21 protein-coding genes, 2 tRNA genes and 1 rRNA gene are annotated in these 20,665 nt (G+C 37.2%); all 24 read right to left on the bottom strand.

Annotated features, from left to right (window positions below; translation table 11 throughout):
- A 16S ribosomal RNA gene (locus M014_RS0119060) occupies positions 1 to 251 on the bottom strand; the annotation flags it as partial.
- Positions 252 to 637: 386 nt separating this feature from the next.
- The gene (lysS, locus tag M014_RS0119055; protein WP_026593140.1) at positions 638 to 2,137 is read right to left on the bottom strand and encodes a lysine--tRNA ligase; all 1,500 of its coding nucleotides are present in this window, start codon (positions 2,135 to 2,137) and stop codon (positions 638 to 640) included.
- Positions 2,138 to 2,298: 161 nt separating this feature from the next.
- A complete protein-coding gene (gene dusB, locus M014_RS0119050; protein WP_026593139.1) occupies positions 2,299 to 3,297 on the bottom strand; it encodes a tRNA dihydrouridine synthase DusB in 999 nt (332 codons plus the stop codon).
- A 23-nt stretch (positions 3,298 to 3,320) separates the two neighbouring features.
- Positions 3,321 to 3,524: a helix-turn-helix domain-containing protein gene (locus M014_RS0119045; RefSeq protein ID WP_026593138.1), complete on the bottom strand. Its 204-nt coding sequence runs from the start codon at positions 3,522 to 3,524 to the stop codon at positions 3,321 to 3,323.
- Positions 3,476 to 3,991 carry a 2-amino-4-hydroxy-6-hydroxymethyldihydropteridine diphosphokinase gene (folK, locus tag M014_RS0119040; protein WP_026593137.1) on the bottom strand — a complete coding sequence of 172 codons (516 nt, stop codon included), beginning with the start codon at positions 3,989 to 3,991 and terminating at the stop codon, positions 3,476 to 3,478. The genes M014_RS0119045 and folK overlap by 49 nt, the downstream gene beginning before the upstream one ends.
- Complete coding sequence (gene folB, locus M014_RS0119035; RefSeq protein WP_026593136.1) at positions 3,988 to 4,350, bottom strand: dihydroneopterin aldolase; 363 nt, start codon at positions 4,348 to 4,350, stop codon at positions 3,988 to 3,990. The genes folK and folB overlap by 4 nt, the downstream gene beginning before the upstream one ends.
- The gene (gene folP / locus M014_RS0119030; protein ID WP_081811090.1) at positions 4,351 to 5,211 is read right to left on the bottom strand and encodes a dihydropteroate synthase; all 861 of its coding nucleotides are present in this window, start codon (positions 5,209 to 5,211) and stop codon (positions 4,351 to 4,353) included.
- Positions 5,186 to 6,058 (bottom strand): aminodeoxychorismate lyase, encoded by an 873-nt coding sequence (pabC, locus tag M014_RS0119025; protein ID WP_026593134.1) that lies wholly within the window; start codon positions 6,056 to 6,058, stop codon positions 5,186 to 5,188. The genes folP and pabC overlap by 26 nt, the downstream gene beginning before the upstream one ends.
- On the bottom strand, positions 6,052 to 6,639 hold the full coding sequence (pabA, locus tag M014_RS0119020) for an aminodeoxychorismate/anthranilate synthase component II (RefSeq protein WP_026593133.1): 588 nt from the start codon (positions 6,637 to 6,639) through the stop codon (positions 6,052 to 6,054). Before pabA ends, pabC begins: the two co-directional genes overlap by 7 nt.
- A 5-nt stretch (positions 6,640 to 6,644) precedes the next feature.
- Positions 6,645 to 8,042, bottom strand: coding sequence for an anthranilate synthase component I (gene trpE / locus M014_RS0119015; RefSeq protein ID WP_026593132.1), 1,398 nt, complete (start codon positions 8,040 to 8,042; stop codon positions 6,645 to 6,647).
- Between the two features lie 220 nt (positions 8,043 to 8,262).
- Positions 8,263 to 9,186 (bottom strand): cysteine synthase A, encoded by a 924-nt coding sequence (gene cysK, locus M014_RS0119010; RefSeq protein ID WP_026593131.1) that lies wholly within the window; start codon positions 9,184 to 9,186, stop codon positions 8,263 to 8,265.
- Positions 9,187 to 9,301: 115 nt separating this feature from the next.
- Positions 9,302 to 10,177 (bottom strand): redox-regulated molecular chaperone HslO, encoded by an 876-nt coding sequence (gene hslO, locus M014_RS0119005; protein WP_026593130.1) that lies wholly within the window; start codon positions 10,175 to 10,177, stop codon positions 9,302 to 9,304.
- A gap of 6 nt (positions 10,178 to 10,183) precedes the next feature.
- Positions 10,184 to 10,972, bottom strand: coding sequence for a type III pantothenate kinase (locus M014_RS0119000; protein WP_026593129.1), 789 nt, complete (start codon positions 10,970 to 10,972; stop codon positions 10,184 to 10,186).
- A 226-nt stretch (positions 10,973 to 11,198) separates the two neighbouring features.
- Positions 11,199 to 13,100 carry an ATP-dependent zinc metalloprotease FtsH gene (ftsH, locus tag M014_RS0118995; RefSeq protein WP_026593128.1) on the bottom strand — a complete coding sequence of 634 codons (1,902 nt, stop codon included), beginning with the start codon at positions 13,098 to 13,100 and terminating at the stop codon, positions 11,199 to 11,201.
- Between the two features lie 85 nt (positions 13,101 to 13,185).
- Positions 13,186 to 13,728: a hypoxanthine phosphoribosyltransferase gene (gene hpt / locus M014_RS0118990; protein ID WP_026593127.1), complete on the bottom strand. Its 543-nt coding sequence runs from the start codon at positions 13,726 to 13,728 to the stop codon at positions 13,186 to 13,188.
- Positions 13,725 to 15,155, bottom strand: a complete 1,431-nt coding sequence (gene tilS / locus M014_RS0118985; protein WP_026593126.1) for a tRNA lysidine(34) synthetase TilS — start codon at positions 15,153 to 15,155, stop codon at positions 13,725 to 13,727. The genes hpt and tilS overlap by 4 nt, the downstream gene beginning before the upstream one ends.
- Before the next feature lie 222 nt (positions 15,156 to 15,377).
- Positions 15,378 to 17,849, bottom strand: a complete 2,472-nt coding sequence (spoIIE, locus tag M014_RS0118980; protein WP_026593125.1) for a stage II sporulation protein E — start codon at positions 17,847 to 17,849, stop codon at positions 15,378 to 15,380.
- A gap of 262 nt (positions 17,850 to 18,111) precedes the next feature.
- A tRNA-Glu gene (locus M014_RS0118975) sits at positions 18,112 to 18,183 on the bottom strand.
- Between the two features lie 13 nt (positions 18,184 to 18,196).
- Positions 18,197 to 18,270: transfer RNA gene (locus M014_RS0118970), tRNA-Met, on the bottom strand.
- 170 nt (positions 18,271 to 18,440) lie between these two features.
- Complete coding sequence (locus M014_RS0118965; protein WP_026593124.1) at positions 18,441 to 18,926, bottom strand: S1 domain-containing RNA-binding protein; 486 nt, start codon at positions 18,924 to 18,926, stop codon at positions 18,441 to 18,443.
- Between the two features lie 87 nt (positions 18,927 to 19,013).
- On the bottom strand, positions 19,014 to 19,373 hold the full coding sequence (divIC, locus tag M014_RS0118960; protein WP_026593123.1) for a cell division protein DivIC: 360 nt from the start codon (positions 19,371 to 19,373) through the stop codon (positions 19,014 to 19,016).
- Positions 19,370 to 20,023, bottom strand: coding sequence for a spore cortex biosynthesis protein YabQ (gene yabQ / locus M014_RS0118955; protein WP_026593122.1), 654 nt, complete (start codon positions 20,021 to 20,023; stop codon positions 19,370 to 19,372). The genes divIC and yabQ overlap by 4 nt, the downstream gene beginning before the upstream one ends.
- On the bottom strand, positions 20,020 to 20,328 hold the full coding sequence (yabP, locus tag M014_RS0118950; protein ID WP_026593121.1) for a sporulation protein YabP: 309 nt from the start codon (positions 20,326 to 20,328) through the stop codon (positions 20,020 to 20,022). Before yabP ends, yabQ begins: the two co-directional genes overlap by 4 nt.
- Before the next feature lie 59 nt (positions 20,329 to 20,387).
- Complete coding sequence (locus tag M014_RS0118945) at positions 20,388 to 20,663, bottom strand: RNA-binding S4 domain-containing protein (protein ID WP_026593120.1); 276 nt, start codon at positions 20,661 to 20,663, stop codon at positions 20,388 to 20,390.
- Positions 20,664 to 20,665 lie beyond the last annotated feature (2 nt).

The raw sequence follows: 20,665 nt of genomic DNA, 5'->3' as shown, positions 1-20,665 counted from the left end.
TGCGACGCGGGTCCATCCATAAGTGACAGCCGAAGCCGCCTTTCAATTTCGCACCATGCAGCGCAAAATGTTATCCGGTATTAGCCCCGGTTTCCCGGAGTTATCCCAGTCTTATGGGCAGGTTACCCACGTGTTACTCACCCGTCCGCCGCTAACTTCATAAGAGCAAGCTCTTAATTAGTTCGCTCGACTTGCATGTATTAGGCACGCCGCCAGCGTTCATCCTGAGCCAGGATCAAACTCTCCAATAAAGTTAGTTTGTCTAGCATCTAAAATAAAAATTGACGTTTCACGTTGTTTGTTTCGTTCAGTTTTCAAAGAACTCTCTTGCCGCCGAAGCGACTTTATCAATATAACATTTTGTTATATTTTCGTCAACAACTTTTTTATTTGAAAAGTTGTTTTTTGTTTGTTTTCTTTGTTGTCTTTCGTGACAACGAATATAAATATACCAGTTCATTTATTAAAATGCAATAGTTTTTTAATAAAATTTTTTAACGGAATAAGAAAGTATAAAACTAGCACTAAATCCCTATATAAAGACCCCTTTCTTCTATATAGGAAATAAACCATCTAAACTTCACTATACTAGAAAATAACATAAAGAAAAGCTTTGGAGAAATCTCCAAAGCTTAGATTAGTCTTGCTTGTGACGCATCGCTGGGAATAACAGCACATCACGAATAGATGGTGCATTTGTTAATAGCATAACAAGACGGTCAATACCAATTCCAAGTCCACCTGTAGGAGGCATACCGTACTCAAGTGCTTCAATATAATCATCATCCATCATATGTGCTTCATCATTACCTTGCTCACGCTCTTTTAATTGTGCTTCAAAACGCTCTTTTTGATCGATTGGATCATTTAATTCTGTAAATGCATTTGCATGCTCACGCGCAACAATAAATAACTCGAAACGATCTGTAAAGCGTGGGTCTTCATCATTCTTTTTCGCAAGAGGAGAAATTTCCACTGGATGACCATAGATAAATGTAGGTTGGATTAATTTTTCTTCTACTTTCTGTTCAAAGAATTCATTAATAATATGACCAACTTCCATTGTGTCTTTAATTTCTACACCGTGTTCTTTCGCCAGTGCACGCGCTTCTTCTACACTCATCGGGTTCCAGAAGTCCGCTCCAGAGTATTGCTTAATCGCATCTACCATATGAAGGCGTGTCCATTCTGGCTCTAAATTAATTTCATATTCCCCATATTGAATTGTTGTTGTACCTAGTACTTGTTTCGCAATATGAGCAATCATATTTTCTGTTAGTTTCATAATATCTTTATAATCAGCGTACGCTTCATATAATTCAATCATTGTAAATTCAGGATTATGACGCGTTGATACACCTTCATTACGGAATACACGGCCGATTTCGTATACTTTCTCTAAACCACCTACAATAAGACGCTTTAAGTGCAATTCAATTGCAATACGCATATATAGTTCCATATCTAATGCATTATGGTGTGTGATGAACGGACGAGCAGATGCCCCACCGGCAATCGCATGCATCATCGGTGTTTCTACTTCAAGGTAACCATTATCATCTAGATACCTTCTCATTTCACGAATGATTTTACTACGAGTAACAAATGTTTCGCGGCTCTCCATACTTGTAATTAAATCTAAGTAACGTTGGCGATAGCGTTGTTCAACATCTTTCAATCCATGGTATTTATCTGGCAATGGACGAAGTGCTTTCGTTAGTAACGTAAAGCCTGTTGCCTTTACTGAAAGTTCTCCTACGTTTGTTTTGAAAACTCTCCCTTCGATTCCTACTAAATCACCTAAGTCAGCTGTCTTAAATAATTCATATTGCTCATCTCCAACAGCATCTTTACGCACATAAATTTGAACTTGTCCGTGTAAATCTTGAAGATGTGCAAAACCTGCTTTCCCTTTACCGCGCTTCGTCATAATACGACCAGCAATAGAAACTGAGATTTCTTTCTCTTCTAATTCTTCTTTAGAGAGCTCCCCATACAAGTTTAATAATTCTTTGGTTGAATTCGTACGTTCAAAACGTTTACCAAACGGATCGATCCCTTGTTCGCGTAAATTATGTAACTTCTCACGACGAACAAGCAATTGGTCATTTAATTCTTCGTGGTTCATGTTATCCATGGTATTGATATCACTCCAGCTCTATTAAATTTTACAATATATACAGTATATCATTTTCTACTCAACTAGAAAAACTGCCAGTAGTATACTGGCAGTTCTTCTTTCTTTCACGTAATTATAGGTAGTGAGGGCAGGAATGTCAAACGTTCTCTCCCCTTTTTTTAACCAACGTGAATTGTTTCTTGTTTTGCTTCTACTTCTTCTACAAATGCCCCTAGCAAGGAAGCAAGGTCCTCACGCGTATTGCACGTATTAATTGCATTACGCACTCCTGCATTACCACGAACACCTTTTAAATACCAAGCTGCGTGCTTTCTCATTTCTCTTACTGCAATATCTTCGTTCTTTAAATCAATAAGACGATCTAAGTGGAGCATACATACATCTATCTTCTCACGCACCGTTGGTTCTGGTAATAACTTTCCTGTTTCTAAATAATTTACCGTACGATAAATCATCCAAGGATTACCAAGGGCCGCTCGACCTATCATAACACCATCGACACCAACTTCATCAAGCATGCGTTTTGCATCTTGAGGTGTTTCCACGTCACCATTTCCGATAACCGGAATATTTACAGATTGTTTTACTTGTTTAATAATATCCCAATCCGCTTTTCCTTCATACATTTGAACACGTGTACGTCCGTGAACCGCCACTGCTTGGCCACCTGCACGTTCAACAGCTCTAGCATTTTCAATTGCGAAAATATGGTCTTCGTCCCAACCAATACGCATTTTAACTGTAACCGGCTTTTCAACAGCATCTACAACTGCCGCTACCATTTCATACACCTTATTTGGATCTAATAACCATTTTGCACCAGCATCACACTTTGTAATTTTCGGAACTGGGCAACCCATATTGATATCGATAATATCAGCCGTTGTGTTTTTATCTACATATTTCGCAGCACCAACAAGCGTTTCTTTCTCACCACCAAAAATTTGTAAACTTAGTGGCTTCTCTCTCTCATCAATATATAACATATCTAATGTTCTTTGGTTATTAAATAAAATCGCTTTATCACTTACCATTTCAGCACATACTAAACCCGCACCAAATTCTTTTACAGTTAGACGGAATGCGGAGTTACATACCCCCGCCATCGGTGCTAATACAACTGGATTCTTCATCTCGATGTTTGCAATCTTTAACACTCGACTATCTCCTTCCTTTGTCCTCACTTTGGCATTAATTCATCTATTGAAATATTTAATGTCTTCGCAACTTCTACTACAAAATCTTGAGAAGGGGTTCTATTCCCTCTCTCGACTTCTCCTAAAACGGATACAGATACCCCTAATTCCCTTGCAAAACCTTCTTGCGTATAACCTTTTAATTTCCGAAAAGCACGAATGCGTCTTCCCCATTTTTCTGCTTCCATACCGTTACTCCCTCTCGCCTTTTCATTTCATCTACTTGTGAACGTGAAATATCTCGTTTTATATCTCGATTAATCTCTAACAACGGAACGATAACAAAAGCTCTTTCGAACATCCGCGGATGCGGAACAATAAGATTCTCTGCTTCAATATTTTCTTGATTATAGAGCAAAATGTCAAGGTCAATGGTTCTTGGGCCCCATCTAATTTCCCTTTTCCTTCCTAAATCAATCTCAACCTTTTGCGTTATTTTCAACAACTCTTGCGGTAGTAAATTGGTAGAAATTTTTATAACTAGATTTAAAAAACGATTTTGATCTGTATATCCAACTGGATCTGTTTCATATACAGAAGAAACATCTTTCACTTGAATATAAGGATTTTTATTTAATAACTCAATCGCTTCCAATAAATAAGCATAGCGATCACCAATATTTGATCCTAACGAAACGTATACATCATTTTTCATAATCGTTCTCTCGTAATTTCTACCGCCACAGCACGGTAATGCCCTGGGATTGGCGGGTCTGGTTTAACAACCTTTACTGTACACCGTAAAATACTTACGTATCGAGTCAATATATTCGCCGCTATATTTTCCGCTATACTTTCTACAAGTTTGTACGTTTGATCCTCAACTACTTGCTTGCAAAGTTCAAAGAGCTCCCCATAGTTTACCGAATGCTCTAAGTTATCACTTTCACCCGCTTGTTTTAAATCCAGCTCCACAGTTAAATCGACTTTAAATCTTTGTCCCAGTTTATTCTCTTCTGGAAATATACCATGATAGCCATAAAACTCCATGTCATGGATATAAATTTTATCCAATCACTTTCCCCCCTTACCAATCATCGCATCCATCATCTTCGCCATACGCGCCATTTCTTTCACATCATGAACACGAATCATTTCACAACCTTTTTCAATACCAAGACATACCGACGCCCCAGTTCCTTCTACACGTTCCTCTACCGGCAAGTCTAAAACATGACCAATAAATGATTTTCTGGAAGTCGCAAGAAGAACTGGATACCCTAATACATTTAGCTTTTCTAAATTACGCATCACTTCTAAATTTTGTTCTACCGTCTTCGCAAAACCGATACCTGGATCTAAAATAATATTTTCATCAGGTACACCCGCATCTTTTGCAATTTTAACACTCTCATATAAATCCGCAATCATATCAGCCATTAAATTACGATAGTTTGTGTTATCACGATTATGCATTAAGATAATCGGTACATTATAACGTGCTGCCACTTCCGCAATTTTCGGTTCAGCCTTCGCTCCCCATATATCATTAATAACATGGGCACCCGCTTCAATTGCTTGCTTAGCTACTTCAGCTTTATACGTATCAATAGAAATAGGCACTTTCACTTCTTTCGAAATCGCTCGAATCATCGGAATCACGCGTCTTAACTCTTCTTCCACTGAAACTTTCGCGAAGCCAGGACGAGTTGATTCCCCACCAATATCAATAATATCAGCACCGCCGGCCACCATTTCTCTCGCGTGACTTACAGCTGCGTTTACCTCATCGTAGTTTCCACCATCTGAGAATGAATCTGGTGTAACATTTAAAATCCCCATGATTAATGTCTTTTTATTTAAATTCAGCGTATATTCGCCGCAGTGTAAATCATAACTCCACTTCACACTACACATCTCCTCTCCGCAATTCATTTCGGCTCCAAAGCTTTCCTCTATGCATTTCATACACACGCATCAGTTGCTTTGTAACCTCGCCTTCTTTACCCGGGAAATCTCTCTCTTCAATATGGCGAAATGGCACGATTTCTTGAACAGAATTTGTTACAAACACCTCATCAGCGGAAAGTAACTCATCTTTCGTAAAGAAACCTTCCTCCACTTGTATATTCAACATTTCAGCAATCTGTATAATAAAAGCGCGAGTAATCCCATTTAAAATTCCTGTTTCAAGCGAAGGCGTATATAAAACACTTCCCTTCACAAAAAAGAGATTCGAAACAATCCCTTCCGCTATATGACCGGCTTCAGTTAAGAAAATCCCCTCTTTACTTACAACATTTCCAATTTCACGTTTTCCTAAAATGTTATTTAAATAATGATGAGACTTTAAACGAAACGCTCCTTCCGGTGTATTTCGTGTTTGTTTCAAAATAACGCCTTCCTTTTCCACTACTACACCTGGAGCTGCCAAAGGCTTTATAAATACAATAACAGAAGGCTCTTCATAAACCTCTGTTTGCAAACCTATTTCATCTATACCAGCCGATACATTAAAGCGAATATACGCATGATTTAGCCCATTTCTTACAAGTAATTCTTGTAAAATGCGACACACATCTTCTTTTGTCATCGTCCACTTGATTTGGAGCGTAGAAAGAGCATCCATTAAACGTTCATAGTGATCGTCTAATAAAAATGGATGCCCGTCATAAATACGAAACGTTTCAAAAACACCTAGTCCATATAAATATCCATGATCATATGGGGAGATTTTTGCTTCACTCGCTTCCACATATGTACCATTTACATAAATTAACATGATGATACACTCGGACTATAACTGCGGATAAAGTTCTGCAGTAACTCTTTCCCATGGGAAGTCATAATAGACTCCGGGTGGAATTGCACTCCTTCGATTGGCAATGTTTTATGACGAAGCCCCATAATCTCTCCCTCTTCTGTCCAAGATGTTACTTCTAAACATTCTGGCAATGTTTCCTTTTTAACAATAAGAGAATGATAACGAGTTGCCGTAAATGGATTTGGAATTTCCGAAAAAATTGTTTTCCCATCATGATACATCGGAGAGGTTTTCCCATGCATTAAACGTTCCGCACGAACAACATCTCCTCCAAATACCTGTGCAATCGATTGATGACCAAGACACACTCCAAAAATCGCAATCCTCCCTGCAAAATGCTTAATAACATCCATACTTACACCAGCTTCATTAGGACTACAAGGCCCTGGAGAAATCATTAAAAAGTCTGGTTTCATTTGTTCAATATCTGAAATTGTAACTTCATCATTACGCTTAACTACCAGTTCCTGTCCAAGTTCTCCAAGAAACTGTACTAAATTAAATGTAAAAGAATCATAATTATCAATCATCAATATCATTTCTCTCACCTAACCGTTTCTTCGCTGCATTCTTTTGCACGCCATAGAGCGATTGCTTTTTTTAACGACTCTTTATACTCATTTTTCGGATTTGAATCAATTACAATTCCTGCCCCGGCCTGCACATACGCTTGTCCATCCTTTGCAAGAAGCGTCCGAATCACAATATTTAACTCCATATCCCCTGAATAACCAATCCAACCAATTGAACCTGTATAAATCCCACGGCGAACCGGTTCTAATTCTTCTATAATTTCCATTGTACGTATTTTAGGTGCTCCCGTAATCGTTCCACCCGGAAACACAGCTCTTACTAAATCAAAAGCATCCTTATCTTCCCGGACCTCTCCACGAACATTAGAAACTATATGCATAACATGCGAATATTTTTCAATTACCATAAATTCATCTACTTCAACAGTCCCGTACTTACAAACTCGCCCTAAATCATTTCGCTCTAAATCTACAAGCATCACGTGTTCCGCTCGTTCTTTTTCATTTTCAATTAACTCTTTCGCCAAACTCTCGTCTTCTTGCTCATCCTTCCCTCGAGAACGCGTGCCAGCAATCGGACGAGTACTCACTTCAGTCCCTTGCTTTTTAATTAATAATTCAGGTGAGCCACTAACAATTTGAAAATCTCCAAGTTCTAAATACCCCATATATGGTGATGGATTAATTTCACGAAGACTCGTATAAATTTCGAGCGGATGTGTTTGCAATGTTTTCTCTTGCCTTGTCGACAGATTTACTTGAAATACATCCCCAGCTCCAATGTACTCTTGAATACGCTGAACAGCTTCCATAAATCCTTCTTCTGTAAAAGCTACTGCTTCATTTCTATTTTCAGGACATTCAAATGGTACTTTAACTTCAGGAGCTTCCTTCAACCAAAGATTCTTCCATTCATTTAAACGATTTTCCGCTTCTTCACGTTCATCTATATAATGTGTAATAATCCATAGCACTTTTTCCTTTTGATCATACACAAACACATCATTGAATAATAAAAAGAATACGTCAGGTATATCCACATCATCCTTAGCAAGAGGTGGAAGCTTCTCAATATAACGGATACAATCATAACTAAAATATCCAATTGCACCACCTTGAAACGGAGGATACTTTGGATTATGATCCGTTTTCCATTGTTCCATATAATGTTGCATCAAATCTAATGGATTCCCTCTTTGTATTGTTTCCTTACCACTTTCACTTATATGTAACGTTTCATTCTTCCCCCGAATTACCGCTACAGGATCAAGCCCTGCAATAGTATAACGACCACCGCGACCACTTTCTAGTAAGATATGTTGGTTCTTATTCTGAGAAAGAAACTTATACTGCTTAAAAAAATCTAACTGATATGGAATAGAAAGCGCTAAAGATTTTCTTCGTTGCATATCAACACCCCGTCTTCTTTTATCCCACTCCCTTAGACGAATCATCTCAAATTACAGATAGTTAATAGGAAATAATTATCCTTGAGAGCTAGTGAAAATAATTTAACTTTACTACTACTTATTTTACATGAAGTTTTCTAGTCATTCACTCTTTTCCTATTTTCAAACGAAAAAAGAAAAAGCATCCCTGTTAAGGAATGCTTTCTTCTGACCGCACTGATTATGATTCAAATTGATAAAGTGGAGTGCTTAAATAACGCTCACCATTACTTGGAATAATTACAAGAACCTTTTTCCCTTTACCAAGTTTTTTCGCAACTTCTGTCGCAGCATAAATGACAGCACCTGAAGAAATACCAACTAAAATACCTTCTTCACGAGCTACCCTTCTTGCATATTCAAATGCCTGTTCTGTCTTCACTTGAATAATTTCATCATATACTTCTACATCCAATGTTTCAGGAACAAATCCAGCCCCAATACCTTGAATTTTATGTGGACCTGGTTTTCCGCCAGATAACACTGGAGAATCCGCAGGTTCTACTGCATAAATTTTAATGTCTTTATATGTTTCCTTTAACACTTCACCAGCACCTGTAATTGTACCACCAGTACCGATACCAGCAATAAATGCATCTAATTGATTGCCCATCTGCTCAACAATTTCTGGACCTGTCGTCAAACGATGAATTTCTGGATTCGCCTGGTTTTGGAATTGTTGTGGTATAAAGTAACCATGATCTTTTGCCAATTCAGTTGCCTTACGAATTGCACCACCCATTCCTTCTGGACCTGGAGTTAATACTAATTCTGCTCCATAAGCGCGTAATAAGTTACGACGTTCGATACTCATTGTTTCTGGCATTACTAAAATCGCCTTATAACCTTTTGCAGCTGCCACCATCGCTAAACCAATTCCTGTGTTACCGCTAGTCGGCTCAATGATTGTATCGCCTTCTTTTAATAAACCTTTTTTCTCAGCAACTTCGATCATGGATAGTGCAATACGATCTTTTACGCTACTTCCAGGATTCATAAATTCTAATTTTAAGTAAATGTCTGCACTGTCTTGTTCTACGATGCGGTTCAACTTAACGATCGGCGTTTTCCCGATTAATTCTGAAACTGATTGTGCCACTCGCATTCCTGTCACTCCTAACACCGAGTATTTTTATTGGTTTTGTCTATTTTTTAATTTTGTCAGAAAATTCCCTATTTGTCAATCCATTCGAAGGATTGATTCCCCATGAACAATTTTATTACAAGCTTTCAATTAAGTTTGTAATATCTTCTTTAGAAAATTTATATCGTTCATTACAGAAATGACAATGCACCTCTGTCTCATCCTCTTCTTCACGAACTTGTTCTAATTCTTTCTTACCCAGACTAATCAATACACTCTCAATACGCTCACGAGAACATGTACAATTAAATTGAACATCCATTGTTTCTAATACTTTCACTTTGTCTTTCCCTAATACTTCATATAATAATTCTTCTGGTGAAAGACCTTGTTCAATTAACTTTGACACAGGCGGAATTTTTTGTAGGCGTTCCTCAATAAATGAAATTGTCTCCTCTTGCGCACCTGGCATAATCTGCAAAATAAATCCGCCAGCCGCTAAGATGCTATCATCCCCATTTACAAGAACTCCAACACCAACAGAAGAAGGCGTTTGCTCAGAAACAGCGAAATAATATGTGAAGTCTTCTCCTAATTCACCTGAAACAATTGGAGATTGTCCGATAAATGGTTCACGCATACCGATATCTTTAATAACCGTTAAAGAACCCTCTGTACCCACAGCTTGATATACACGTAACTTACCTTGCTCCGTCGATTCGAAATCAACATGTGGATTCGTTACATACCCACGTACATCTCCATTTGCATGAGCATCCACTAAAATCGGACCGAGCGGACCATTCCCTTCTACTTTAATCGTCAGCTTCTGGTCACCTTTTAACATAGCTCCCATCATTGTACCAGCTGTTAACGAACGCCCAAGCGCGGCAGAAGCAGTCCGCCATGTATCATGACGTCTTTGTGCCTCACTTACTGTATTTGTTGTACGTACACCGTATGCACGAACCTCTCCATCAAACGCTAACGCTTTTACTAAATAATCTTTCATCCTTATTTATTCACCCTTCTCATGTTGTAAATTTGCATTACGTTCATATAACATATACAAGCCCTTCAATGTTAAAAACGGATCTACAATATCAATTACATTAGATTCTTCCGCAATTAATTTTGCTAATCCACCAGTTGCAATAACTTTCGGTTCTTGTTTAGCTTCTTCTTTCATACGCTTCACAATACCTTCCACTTGTCCAACATATCCATAAAGAATCCCTGATTGCATTGCACTTATCGTATTTTTCCCAACAACACTACTTGGTTTTGTAATTTCAATACGAGGAAGTTTTGCTGCCCGACTGTATAAAGCCTCTGCTGAAATCATAATGCCCGGTGTAATTACACCACCCATATAATGCTTATTCTCGTTAATATAACAATATGTAGTAGCCGTTCCAAAATCGACAATAATCAGAGGACTTCCATATAACTGGATGCCAGCTACAGCATTTACAATACGATCCGCTCCAACTTCACGTGGATTTTCATATTTAATATTTAAACCTGTTTTTATTCCTGGCCCCACTACAAGCGGTTTAATTTTGAAATACTTCTCACACATACGCTCTAAGGCGAACATAATTGGTGGTACAACCGAAGATACAATAATTCCTTTCACATCTTGGAAAGAAAGGCCCTCATGTTCAAGTAACTGTTTCACTAACATACCATATTCATCTTCCGTTTTATGACGGTCCGTCTCCATACGCCAATGTTGGCGAAGTTCCCCATCTTCAAATACACCAAGTACCGCATTTGTATTCCCTACATCCAATACAAAAATCATATTCTCACCACTTATCTTATTTAATCTATATTTGTGCAGTATGTACAAAACTTATAATGCCATCATATCATACATACCCATATAATCAGTTTTTCCATCTTCATCATTTTACAAAAAGATCGTTTATCATTTCAATTTTTAATGCAAAGAAGCTTCAAATTTATATACAATTACATAAATTCCTCAGCATAGAAAAAAGGAGTGACTATTGTCACTCCTTCATTTTTTATTTATCTTCTACGTTCTCATCATCTTTTTTCATTGTGATATTTACTTTCACATCTTCAGATGACTTCTTACGCTCAGGTAAAACTCCATAATCATATAAATGATTAATTTGCTCTGCATCTAACGTTTCCACTTCAAGTAGTGTTTTTGCAATAATATCTAGCTTATCACGTTTTTCAGTAAGAATTTGTTTTGCACGAGCGTAACATTCTTTCATAATACTTTGCATTTCCATGTCAATTTCATGTGCAATTGCATCACTGTAGTTTTGTTCTGAATGGAAATCTCTTCCTAAGAACACTTGACCACCTTGTGAGCTACCAAACTGCATCGGTCCAAGCTTATCACTCATACCAAATTCCGTTACCATACGTCTCGCAATGCCAGTCGCACGTTGGAAGTCGTTGTGAGCTCCTGTACTTACTTCACCAAATACAATCTCCTCAGCCACTCGGCCACCGAGTAAACCAGTGATTTTATCAAGTAATTCTGGCTTTGTCATGAAGTAACGATCTTCTTTCGGAAGCATTACTGCATATCCACCAGCTTGACCACGAGGGACAATTGTTACTTTATGAACGATATCCGCTTCATCAAGTACAACACCAATTACAGTGTGACCTGCTTCATGGAATGCGACAATGTTGCGTTCTTTTTCAGAAATAACACGACTTTTCTTAGCAGGACCTGCAATCACGCGATCCGTCGCCTCATCGATATCAGACATGTCAATTTTCTTTTTATCTTGACGCGCAGCTACTAACGCAGCTTCATTTAATAAGTTTTCAAGATCTGCACCAGAGAATCCTGGTGTACGAGTTGCAATCGCTCTTAGGTTGATATCCTCATCAAGCGGCTTATTACGAGCATGTACCTTCAGTACTGCTTCACGTCCATTTACATCTGGACGATCAACTGTAATTTGACGATCAAAACGTCCTGGACGTAATAATGCTGGATCAAGAATATCAGGACGGTTTGTTGCAGCGATGATAATAATACCTTCGTTTGCACCGAATCCATCCATTTCAACAAGAAGTTGGTTTAACGTTTGTTCACGCTCATCGTGACCACCGCCAAGACCCGCTCCACGTTGACGACCTACCGCATCAATTTCATCGATAAAAATGATACAAGGAGCATTTTTCTTCGCATTTTCAAATAAATCACGTACACGGGAAGCACCGACACCGACGAACATCTCTACGAAATCAGAACCACTGATAGAGAAGAAAGGAACGCCAGCCTCACCTGCAACAGCACGCGCAAGTAATGTTTTACCTGTCCCTGGAGGTCCAACTAATAGAACACCCTTAGGAATACGGGCACCAACCTCAGCAAACTTACGAGGATCTTTTAAGAATTCTACTACCTCAACAAGCTCCTGTTTCTCTTCGTCTGCTCCAGCTACATCTCTGAAGCGTACTTTTTTCTTTTCATCATTGTATAACTTCGCCTTACTCTTTCCGAAGTTCATAACACGGCTACCACCGCCCTGAGCTTGGTTTAGTAAGAAGAAGAATAAAATGAAGATAATTACAAACGGGATAATAGAAGTAAAGAATGTCACCCAAGCACTTGTTTCTTCAGCTGGTTGATACTTTACTTCAGCACCTTGTGCTTTGTCATTAATTTTCTTTTGTAATTCTTCAGTATTTGGCGCATAAGTAACAAATTGCTCTTCCTTACTAGCATTGCTAAATTGTCCTTTTACCTCAAATACACCATTCTTTGGTTGAAGTTGCACATTACGCACTTCACCCTTTTCAAGTTTAGTAATGAATTTATCGTAGCTAACTGATGTCGTTTTTTGTGTTGAACCATTAAAATAGCTCACGATTCCAATTACTACTAAGAATATCAGTAAATAAAAGATGGTATTACGGAAGATACGATTCATTCCTAACCTCCTCTCACGGCATAAACACTATAGTAAATCGTAACATAGAAAAACTTTCCTATCCAATGATAACGCCTGTAGTTAATTAATTTGAGTAAACACTTGGTTTTAATACTCCAACATAAGGAAGATTACGATATTGCTCCTTATAATCTAAGCCATATCCTACTACAAATTCATGAGGAACAGTAAATCCAACGTAATCTGCTTTTAGGTCTACTTTGCGACCTGTTGGCTTATCTAATAGCGTAACAATCTTTACAGATTTCGCCTTACGATATTTGAATAGGTCCACTAAGTAGCTTAATGTAAGACCGCTATCAATAATATCTTCAACGATTAAAATATCGCGACCTTCTACAGAAGTATCAAGGTCCTTTAAAATTTTCACTTCACCTGTTGAAACTGTAGAATGACCGTAGCTAGAAACAGCCATAAAATCCATTTCAAGATATGTATCTGTTCTTTTTAATAAGTCTGCCATAAATGGCATTGCACCCTTTAATACACCAATTGCAAGAGGTACTGTATGTTTATAATCCTCTGCAATAATTGCACCTAGCTCGTGCACCTTTTCTTGTATTTGTTCTTCGGAAATTAATACTTTTTCGATATCTTGATTCATCATTTCATTATCCTCCTGGAAGACTCCTTGCTTTTGTAGTGAATAATCATATATTTATCCTTATCTGTTGTTCCATGTGAAATGGCAAATGCAGATCGTTTTAACAATGGAACCCAAATAATATTCCCTCTTGCATCACAAACAATCGGCCACTCTTCTCTTTTTTCTTTTGGTACTTTTGCCTCGATAAAAATAGCTTTTATCTTTTTTGTGCCACTCATACCTTGTATTGACATGCGATCTCCATTTTCTCTAGAGCGGATATGAAGAGGATATGATATATCATTATACTTAGCAACAAATACCGTTTCATTCATGTTGCTTGGTATTTCCTCATTTACTTCTGCTACAAGCTCATCCCCGTTTGCTAATGTAACGGCACCAGGTACTGATAAAACTTGTGAAAAAGGAAAAACAATTTCTTGTTTAAACCGGAAACTACATTCTTCATATGTACGAACAATTTTTAGGTCACTAGGAAAGTCAAGTGAGCCTGAAGGTTGCGTTCGCTTAAAAAATGCAATAACTTTGTCAATATGTATAGAAGAAAGCGAAGACGGAATCTTGTATTCATAAAGATAGTTTAATATTAGTTGAATCCCTCTTCTTTGTAAAGGCATAGGCATGGATTCAAAGGCAGGAATTGATAAGACGATGTGTTTATTACTTTTCTTTGTAATTACTTTATTCATCTTTTCAAAAGCTAATTCCTGCAAATACGCCTCATCCTCTTGCATAAGCATACTAAAATTTTGAAATTTCTCATGCACATGCGAATTTTCCTCTTTTAAATAAGGTAGAACATGCTTACGCAATCGATTCCTTGTATATACTTCCTTTTCGTTACTCGGATCCATGCGAGGTGTAATCCCTAGCCTATTACAATAAGCATTGATTTCTTCCTTTGTTACCGCTAATAACGGTCTAATTAAATACCCATTGTGGAAAGGACGCTTCACAGCAATTCCCGCATATCCCTTTGGAGTACTCCCTCGGACGAGGCGCATTAAAATCGTCTCCACTTGGTCATCTCCATGATGTCCAAGGGCTACATACAATGCACCATATTTCCTCATTATTCTTTCCAAAAATGCATATCGGCATTCTCTAGCAGCCACCTGTGCATTCATTCCATATTGCTGTTGATATTGCGACACATTAATTCTTATCGTTTCGCAAATAACCCCGATCTTCTGACAAAGTTTCTCCACAAATTGTAAGTCTTTGTAGGATTCATCTCCTCTAAACATATGATCTACATGCGCAACTACAATTTTCAATTCTTTCTCTTCCCGTTTCTCTAATAGATAATATAAAAGAGCTAAAGAATCAGGGCCTCCAGAGACTCCTACAACAATTGTCGAATGTTCTTTTAATACATCATGCCGTTTTGCAAACTCATCTACCTTTTCAACAAATGTATCTTTCAACTTTGCAATCACCTTTCATTAAACAAAAAAACAATATCTTACCTTGCTTATAATGGTACAACTTTTACAAACTTTGTGCAAAAAAAAGATGTACAAAATTCACATTTTTATCTTACATCCATCTCCTATCTTCACAGGACAAATGAAACTAATTCCTCCTATAAAAAAAGGCCTAGGTATTACCCTAGACCTCAGAACCAAATTTTGAAAACTTACACTCCCCTATTGCGCTTGTTTCCCCACAAGTGGAATCGTAGCCCACTTTGGCATATTCTTCTTTACCTTCGCAACGACAATTGTCATATCGTCATTAATATAACCATCACCAGAACGAATAACCTCTTCCATAATAATATCAGCAATTTCTTGCGGATCATCTGTTTGCAGTTCTTTAATTTTACGTTTCATCCACAATTCATGGTTTTCCACATGCTGTGCTCCTTCAAAAATCCCATCGCTCATCATAACTAGAATATCTTCTGTTTTTAATTGTTCACCAACAACATCTACCTCAACATCCTCAATAATTCCCATTGGCAAATTGCTTGCTTCTATTTTAAAAACGGTATTTCCACGTTTTACAAAGCTTGGTGTTGAACCAATTTTTAAGAACTTAGCGCTCGCGTCACGTAAATCTACCATAGCTAAGTCGAGCGTCGTAAACATTTCCTCTGTCGTTCTCAATGAAAGAATTGAATTAATAGACTTAATGGCAATTTCTTCATCAATACCGGATTGCAGTATTTTTTGTAACAATTTGACCGTTTCTTTACTTTCCATATGTGCCCTTTGTCCATTTCCCATTCCATCACTAATAGCAAGAGCATACTTTCCAACACTTAAATCCATCATCGCATACGAATCCCCTGATACAAATCCTCCTCCTTTTGCTGCTGTAGCAAGCCCTGTATCAAGAGAAAATGTTTTTGCTGACCCAAAAGATATCATACTATGACCATTTGGATAAGCAGAAGGCTCCTCATGTTTAACCACAATATTTTCTTTTAAAATATCCGAAAGCATCGGAGCAACTAATTTTTCACATTCACCATGTTGATTAGATGCCGCAGGAATCATCATTTCAATATCAATATTTCCTCTATCTAAACAATAAATATCAACATGTTCTACCTCAACACCAAAATCACGAAATGCTTGTAAAATCCGCTCTTCCTGCACTTGATGATTTTCTCGTTCACGCTGAATTTCTTTCGCAAAATCTTCCATTACTTTCGAGACACCTAATAATTGTTCTGCCACAATTCTACGATTCTCTTTCATTTGTTTTCGTAACTTTTGACCCTCATAGAAATGACCTAATTCCCCTGCCATTAAATCTGTTACTTTTTTTCCTCTTACACAGTGTTTTTCCCACTCACGAACCAACTTACGGTTATGTTGAAGCGTTCCTTCTTCTGTTTCAGCCATAATTTGTTTCATATAATCATATGTCTTATCGAAATTCACTACCCAGCATTGATCCTTTTTAAAACACGATTGGCATGTCTTTGCTGTAATTGTACTTAAAAATAAATCAGCCTCCGTCTCCTTGTCCTCTTCTTCCACATATCCATATATTGAAAAACTATTAGATAATGCAGAGAATACATTTGCAAACTGATTAATTTTATTCGCCGTAACATCACGCATTCTTCTTAAATATTGTTGTTGATCATGAGAATGCTCTTGTGTTCCTGGCATAAATTTAGCAAACCGATCAATAATTACCTTTGGCGTTAATAGAAAGAACCCTATCGCTACTCCAGATTCTATTAAAGTTGTTATAATATTCGTTTGTTTATCGACGTATAATGTAATTAAACTTGTACCAATTAACAACCCTAAGCTAACTCCAAGACGCTTTCCTTCTTTTAATAATCCACCAAGTAACCCCGAAAAGGCTAATAAGCTAAGTTGAGACAAACTAGCTACATTTGCTAAACTCAATATCAATCCCGTAACAACCCCTACTGTTGAACCAGTAGCTGCACCTGCAACAAAAGCGAATAATAGTACTAAATATCTAGTAAAAATATGTTGAACTGAGGCGTCGTAAATAAACCAATCTGTTGTACCTGTTAATACAGATGCAAGTAATATAATTAAACAAACAATTTCTTCTGTTTCCAATGCTTGCTGTTTCCCTTTTCTTTCTGTTAGCAATGGCACACTTTGTAAAAAAATCATTGTTAAAACAAAACTAAGTCCTGCTTCAATGGTACTTACGAGTAAATCATATGTCGTGACAGTTTGCTGCGCGAAGTAAACAACAGCGAGATGTGCGGTTAATGCGGAGATAAATACTTGAAATGGTACAAGTCCAACAATTTTACGTGTAAACCGACTAAAGAAGATATTATAAATGAAGAAAGTAAAAATAGATGCAAAGGCAAAAAACAAATTATCTATTGAAACGGAAAGCGCACCACCCATAAGGGCAAGAAATGCGAGCGGCATCTTATCACGTTTCATTACATAAACAGCAGCAAAAAATGGTAGTGCAAACGGCAAAATGTTCGTTAATATATATGCTCGTCCTAAAAGAAAACCGATTACAGCAATAACAAATCCCCATCTAAAGAAAACTTGCTCTAATTTCACTTTCAACTTGCTTGTCCATGTGATTGATCTGAGTTGCCCATCATTCATAGCCAGTGTACTTGTGTTTACAGTGTTCCTTCCTGCTTTTGGCATATTTTTAACACCACCTGCATAGTTTAATTACTGTCATTATAAAAGATAATTATTGGGGTTTTTGTCAAAACAACAGTTCTCACCTACATAATCGTTCGACTTTTTATTCAAAATAAACCTATATATATACAAGTTGTTAAGGCCAAACACTTATAAAGGAGTGAAAATTCAAAAAATAAAAGGTGTTTTTGTAGAAGCTTTGTACTTCTTTACAATTTTTTAACAAAAAAAGATCATGCGTATATGCATGATCTTTTTTAGATGACCCGTACGGGATTCGAACCCGTGTTACCGCCGTGAAAGGGCGGTGTCTTAACCACTTGACCAACGGGCCGTTAAAATAAATATAGCGGCGGAGGGGATCGAACCCCCGACCTCACGGGTATGAACCGTACGCTCTAGCCAGCTGAGCTACACCGCCATGTCGTCTTATTTAACGGACAATTAGTATCTTATATCAAATACGTTTTAAAGTCAACACGTTTCAAAAAGTTTTTTATTCTTTTTTTTAATACACTCATTTACATAAAAAAGCACCCCGAGTAAATTACCCTGGGCACCTCTCTATATGTGAAAAATAAAACGTTCGTTTTATCCGCGACGAGCGCCACGGCCACCACGTTTAGATTCTGTATTACGCTTTAAAGAAGTTAAACGATCTTCACTGTCTTTTAAAAAGCGTGCCATCTTTTGCTCGAATGTTTCTTTTTGATTCCCACCGTTATCACGGCCACCACGGTTATCTCTGTTAAAAGAACGATTGCGTTGCGGACGTCCAGAACGTTGTTGATCACCACCACGTTGGTATTCACCGCGTGGACGATCTCCTTCTGGTCTTACACGTTCTTTCGCTTTTTTGATAGATAGACCGATTTTCCCATCTTTTTCAACATTAATAACTTTTACTTCTACTTCATCGCCTACTTTTAAGTGATCATTAATATCCTTCACATAATTATCAGCAACTTCACTAATATGAACAAGACCCGTTAAGCCTTCTGGCAGCTCCACAAAAGCCCCAAAATTTGTAATACCTGTTACTTTACCTTGTAACTTGCTGCCTACCTCGATTGACATAAAAAAAATGCTCCTCCTTAGTGATTAAAAAGTCAAATTTTACTTTATTATATATAATCCTAAAATATAGTGTCAATAAGACACACTCTACTTAGAAACAGGAAAAATTATCTCTCCTTTTCCAGAGAAGAAATAATCCCTCCTAGCAATCTTTAAAACATACTCTTCGTCATTCAACTTTTGAACATCATCTTGTAATTTTTTTTCTTTCTTTGTTAATGAACCCAATTCTTTTTTCATCTCTTCAATCTTTACTTCTTTTGCTTTAATGGAACTATTTTGTTGATAAAACGTTACGCTAATACTCGCAATAGTTGTAAAAGCAAACACAAAAAAAACTGCTAATCGGCGATATAATCGCTTCCTGTTTTCGTTCGTTTGTATTATATGTTCTTTTACAGAATTTGGATTCTGTTCTACGATCATTCTTTGCTTCAGTTCCCTCATTTCCGAGGTCCCCCTAACTTCTTTTTTATACGCTCCCAGATTTGACAGATATACTTCTTCAATTTCTTTGTATGTTCCAGTATTCCCACATATCTCTTTATAAAAAGTTTAACACGATTAGGGAGATGTTTCCATATAAGCAAAGTAAGAAATCGAACAGGCCAGAAAAAAACTTTCCATACCAAAAGTAATATCCATGCAGAACATTTCCACAACACACGCCCGATTGAAAATAGTATACGAAATAAGAATAATATAAAAGCAATAATAAGCTGCGCTATAATAATAACAGGTTTTATCATAAGTAGCTGTACAATTTGAATAAAAAATTGTATCGTTTGCACAAAAACATAAATGAGAAAATTCAATACTCGCATGTACACTGCTTTCAATAAGCTTTGATATGCAGCAAAGCCACAAAGCAAAGCTACAAAAACATATATACGTAATTCAGCTTCATTTACAATGAGCAATACGTAAAAGGCAAACAGTGCTTGGACAATCCAAAACAGTATATCATATATAAATACAAGCCAACGCTTACGCTGTGGTCGCTTTAAAAAACGTTGGTATGTATCTAACGCCGCCCCAATCCAAGCACCCATTCCAATCATAGAAAGCATTGTATACAGTTGAATCGTTAAACTCATTTAAACAACTTACTAAAGAATCCTTTAGCTTTCTCCCCTTGATTTTCATCAATGTACAACATCTCATGAATTTTCCCTTTAATGGATACAATGCCTTTTTCTACATCTAAATTTTTCATTTGTAAGTTTTGACCACGAATTGTTAAAAACCCCATTACAGTTTCTAATAAAAACTCTTCACTATCAAAACTCTCTACTTGTTTTACGCCTGTAATATCTATTACACGTCTACCACGCATAATAATATCATGCTCTACAGAAACATTCTGTTGATTAGAAGACAAAGCTGAGTAGCCCTTATTCACGTCAATCCCCCCATAGCTTTATACTATCTAGTAAATAATGTATGAGGAGATGAAATAATTTAGAACAAGCCTTCTTCTGCTTTCACTTTCTCTTCACGAACTACTGTATACATGTTAGCTGCATCTTCTTTTTTCGTTGTTTCTTTTAACTCATTTACCTTTACAGTTACTACCTTTTGCCCAAAACGAATTGTTAGCTCGTCATCTACTTTTACATCAGAACTTGCCTTTGCAGCTTGCCCATTAATCATAATTCTTCCCTGGTCGGCTACTTCTTTTGCCAATGTTCTTCTTTTAATTAAACGTGACACTTTCAAAAATTTATCTAAACGCATCT

Origin of the sequence: Bacillus sp. UNC437CL72CviS29, assembly GCF_000482345.1 — a bacterium.
Lineage (GTDB): Bacteria > Bacillota > Bacilli > Bacillales > Bacillaceae_G > Bacillus_A > Bacillus_A arachidis.
This window is presented reverse-complemented; position numbering and strand designations above follow the sequence as displayed.

What these genes read in the sequence shown, in the direction of transcription:
- M014_RS0118965 (WP_026593124.1), bottom strand. Translation starts at nt 18,926, where the DNA reads ATGTCAATCGAGGTAGGCAGCAAGTTACAAGGTAAAGTAACAGGTATT.
- pabC (WP_026593134.1), bottom strand. Translation starts at nt 6,058, where the DNA reads ATGTTAATTTATGTAAATGGTACATATGTGGAAGCGAGTGAAGCAAAA.
- folK (WP_026593137.1), bottom strand. Translation starts at nt 3,991, where the DNA reads ATGAAAAATGATGTATACGTTTCGTTAGGATCAAATATTGGTGATCGC.
- M014_RS0118945 (WP_026593120.1), bottom strand. Translation starts at nt 20,663, where the DNA reads ATGCGTTTAGATAAATTTTTGAAAGTGTCACGTTTAATTAAAAGAAGA.
- ftsH (WP_026593128.1), bottom strand. Translation starts at nt 13,100, where the DNA reads ATGAATCGTATCTTCCGTAATACCATCTTTTATTTACTGATATTCTTA.
- cysK (WP_026593131.1), bottom strand. Translation starts at nt 9,186, where the DNA reads ATGCGAGTGGCACAATCAGTTTCAGAATTAATCGGGAAAACGCCGATC.
- M014_RS0119045 (WP_026593138.1), bottom strand. Translation starts at nt 3,524, where the DNA reads ATGGAAGCAGAAAAATGGGGAAGACGCATTCGTGCTTTTCGGAAATTA.
- pabA (WP_026593133.1), bottom strand. Translation starts at nt 6,639, where the DNA reads ATGATATTGATGATTGATAATTATGATTCTTTTACATTTAATTTAGTA.
- trpE (WP_026593132.1), bottom strand. Translation starts at nt 8,042, where the DNA reads ATGCAACGAAGAAAATCTTTAGCGCTTTCTATTCCATATCAGTTAGAT.
- folP (WP_081811090.1), bottom strand. Translation starts at nt 5,211, where the DNA reads ATGAATTGCGGAGAGGAGATGTGTAGTGTGAAGTGGAGTTATGATTTA.
- hpt (WP_026593127.1), bottom strand. Translation starts at nt 13,728, where the DNA reads ATGATGAATCAAGATATCGAAAAAGTATTAATTTCCGAAGAACAAATA.
- M014_RS0119000 (WP_026593129.1), bottom strand. Translation starts at nt 10,972, where the DNA reads ATGATTTTTGTATTGGATGTAGGGAATACAAATGCGGTACTTGGTGTA.
- divIC (WP_026593123.1), bottom strand. Translation starts at nt 19,373, where the DNA reads ATGAGGGAACTGAAGCAAAGAATGATCGTAGAACAGAATCCAAATTCT.
- yabQ (WP_026593122.1), bottom strand. Translation starts at nt 20,023, where the DNA reads ATGAGTTTAACGATTCAACTGTATACAATGCTTTCTATGATTGGAATG.
- hslO (WP_026593130.1), bottom strand. Translation starts at nt 10,177, where the DNA reads ATGAAAGATTATTTAGTAAAAGCGTTAGCGTTTGATGGAGAGGTTCGT.
- spoIIE (WP_026593125.1), bottom strand. Translation starts at nt 17,849, where the DNA reads ATGCCAAAAGCAGGAAGGAACACTGTAAACACAAGTACACTGGCTATG.
- lysS (WP_026593140.1), bottom strand. Translation starts at nt 2,137, where the DNA reads ATGGATAACATGAACCACGAAGAATTAAATGACCAATTGCTTGTTCGT.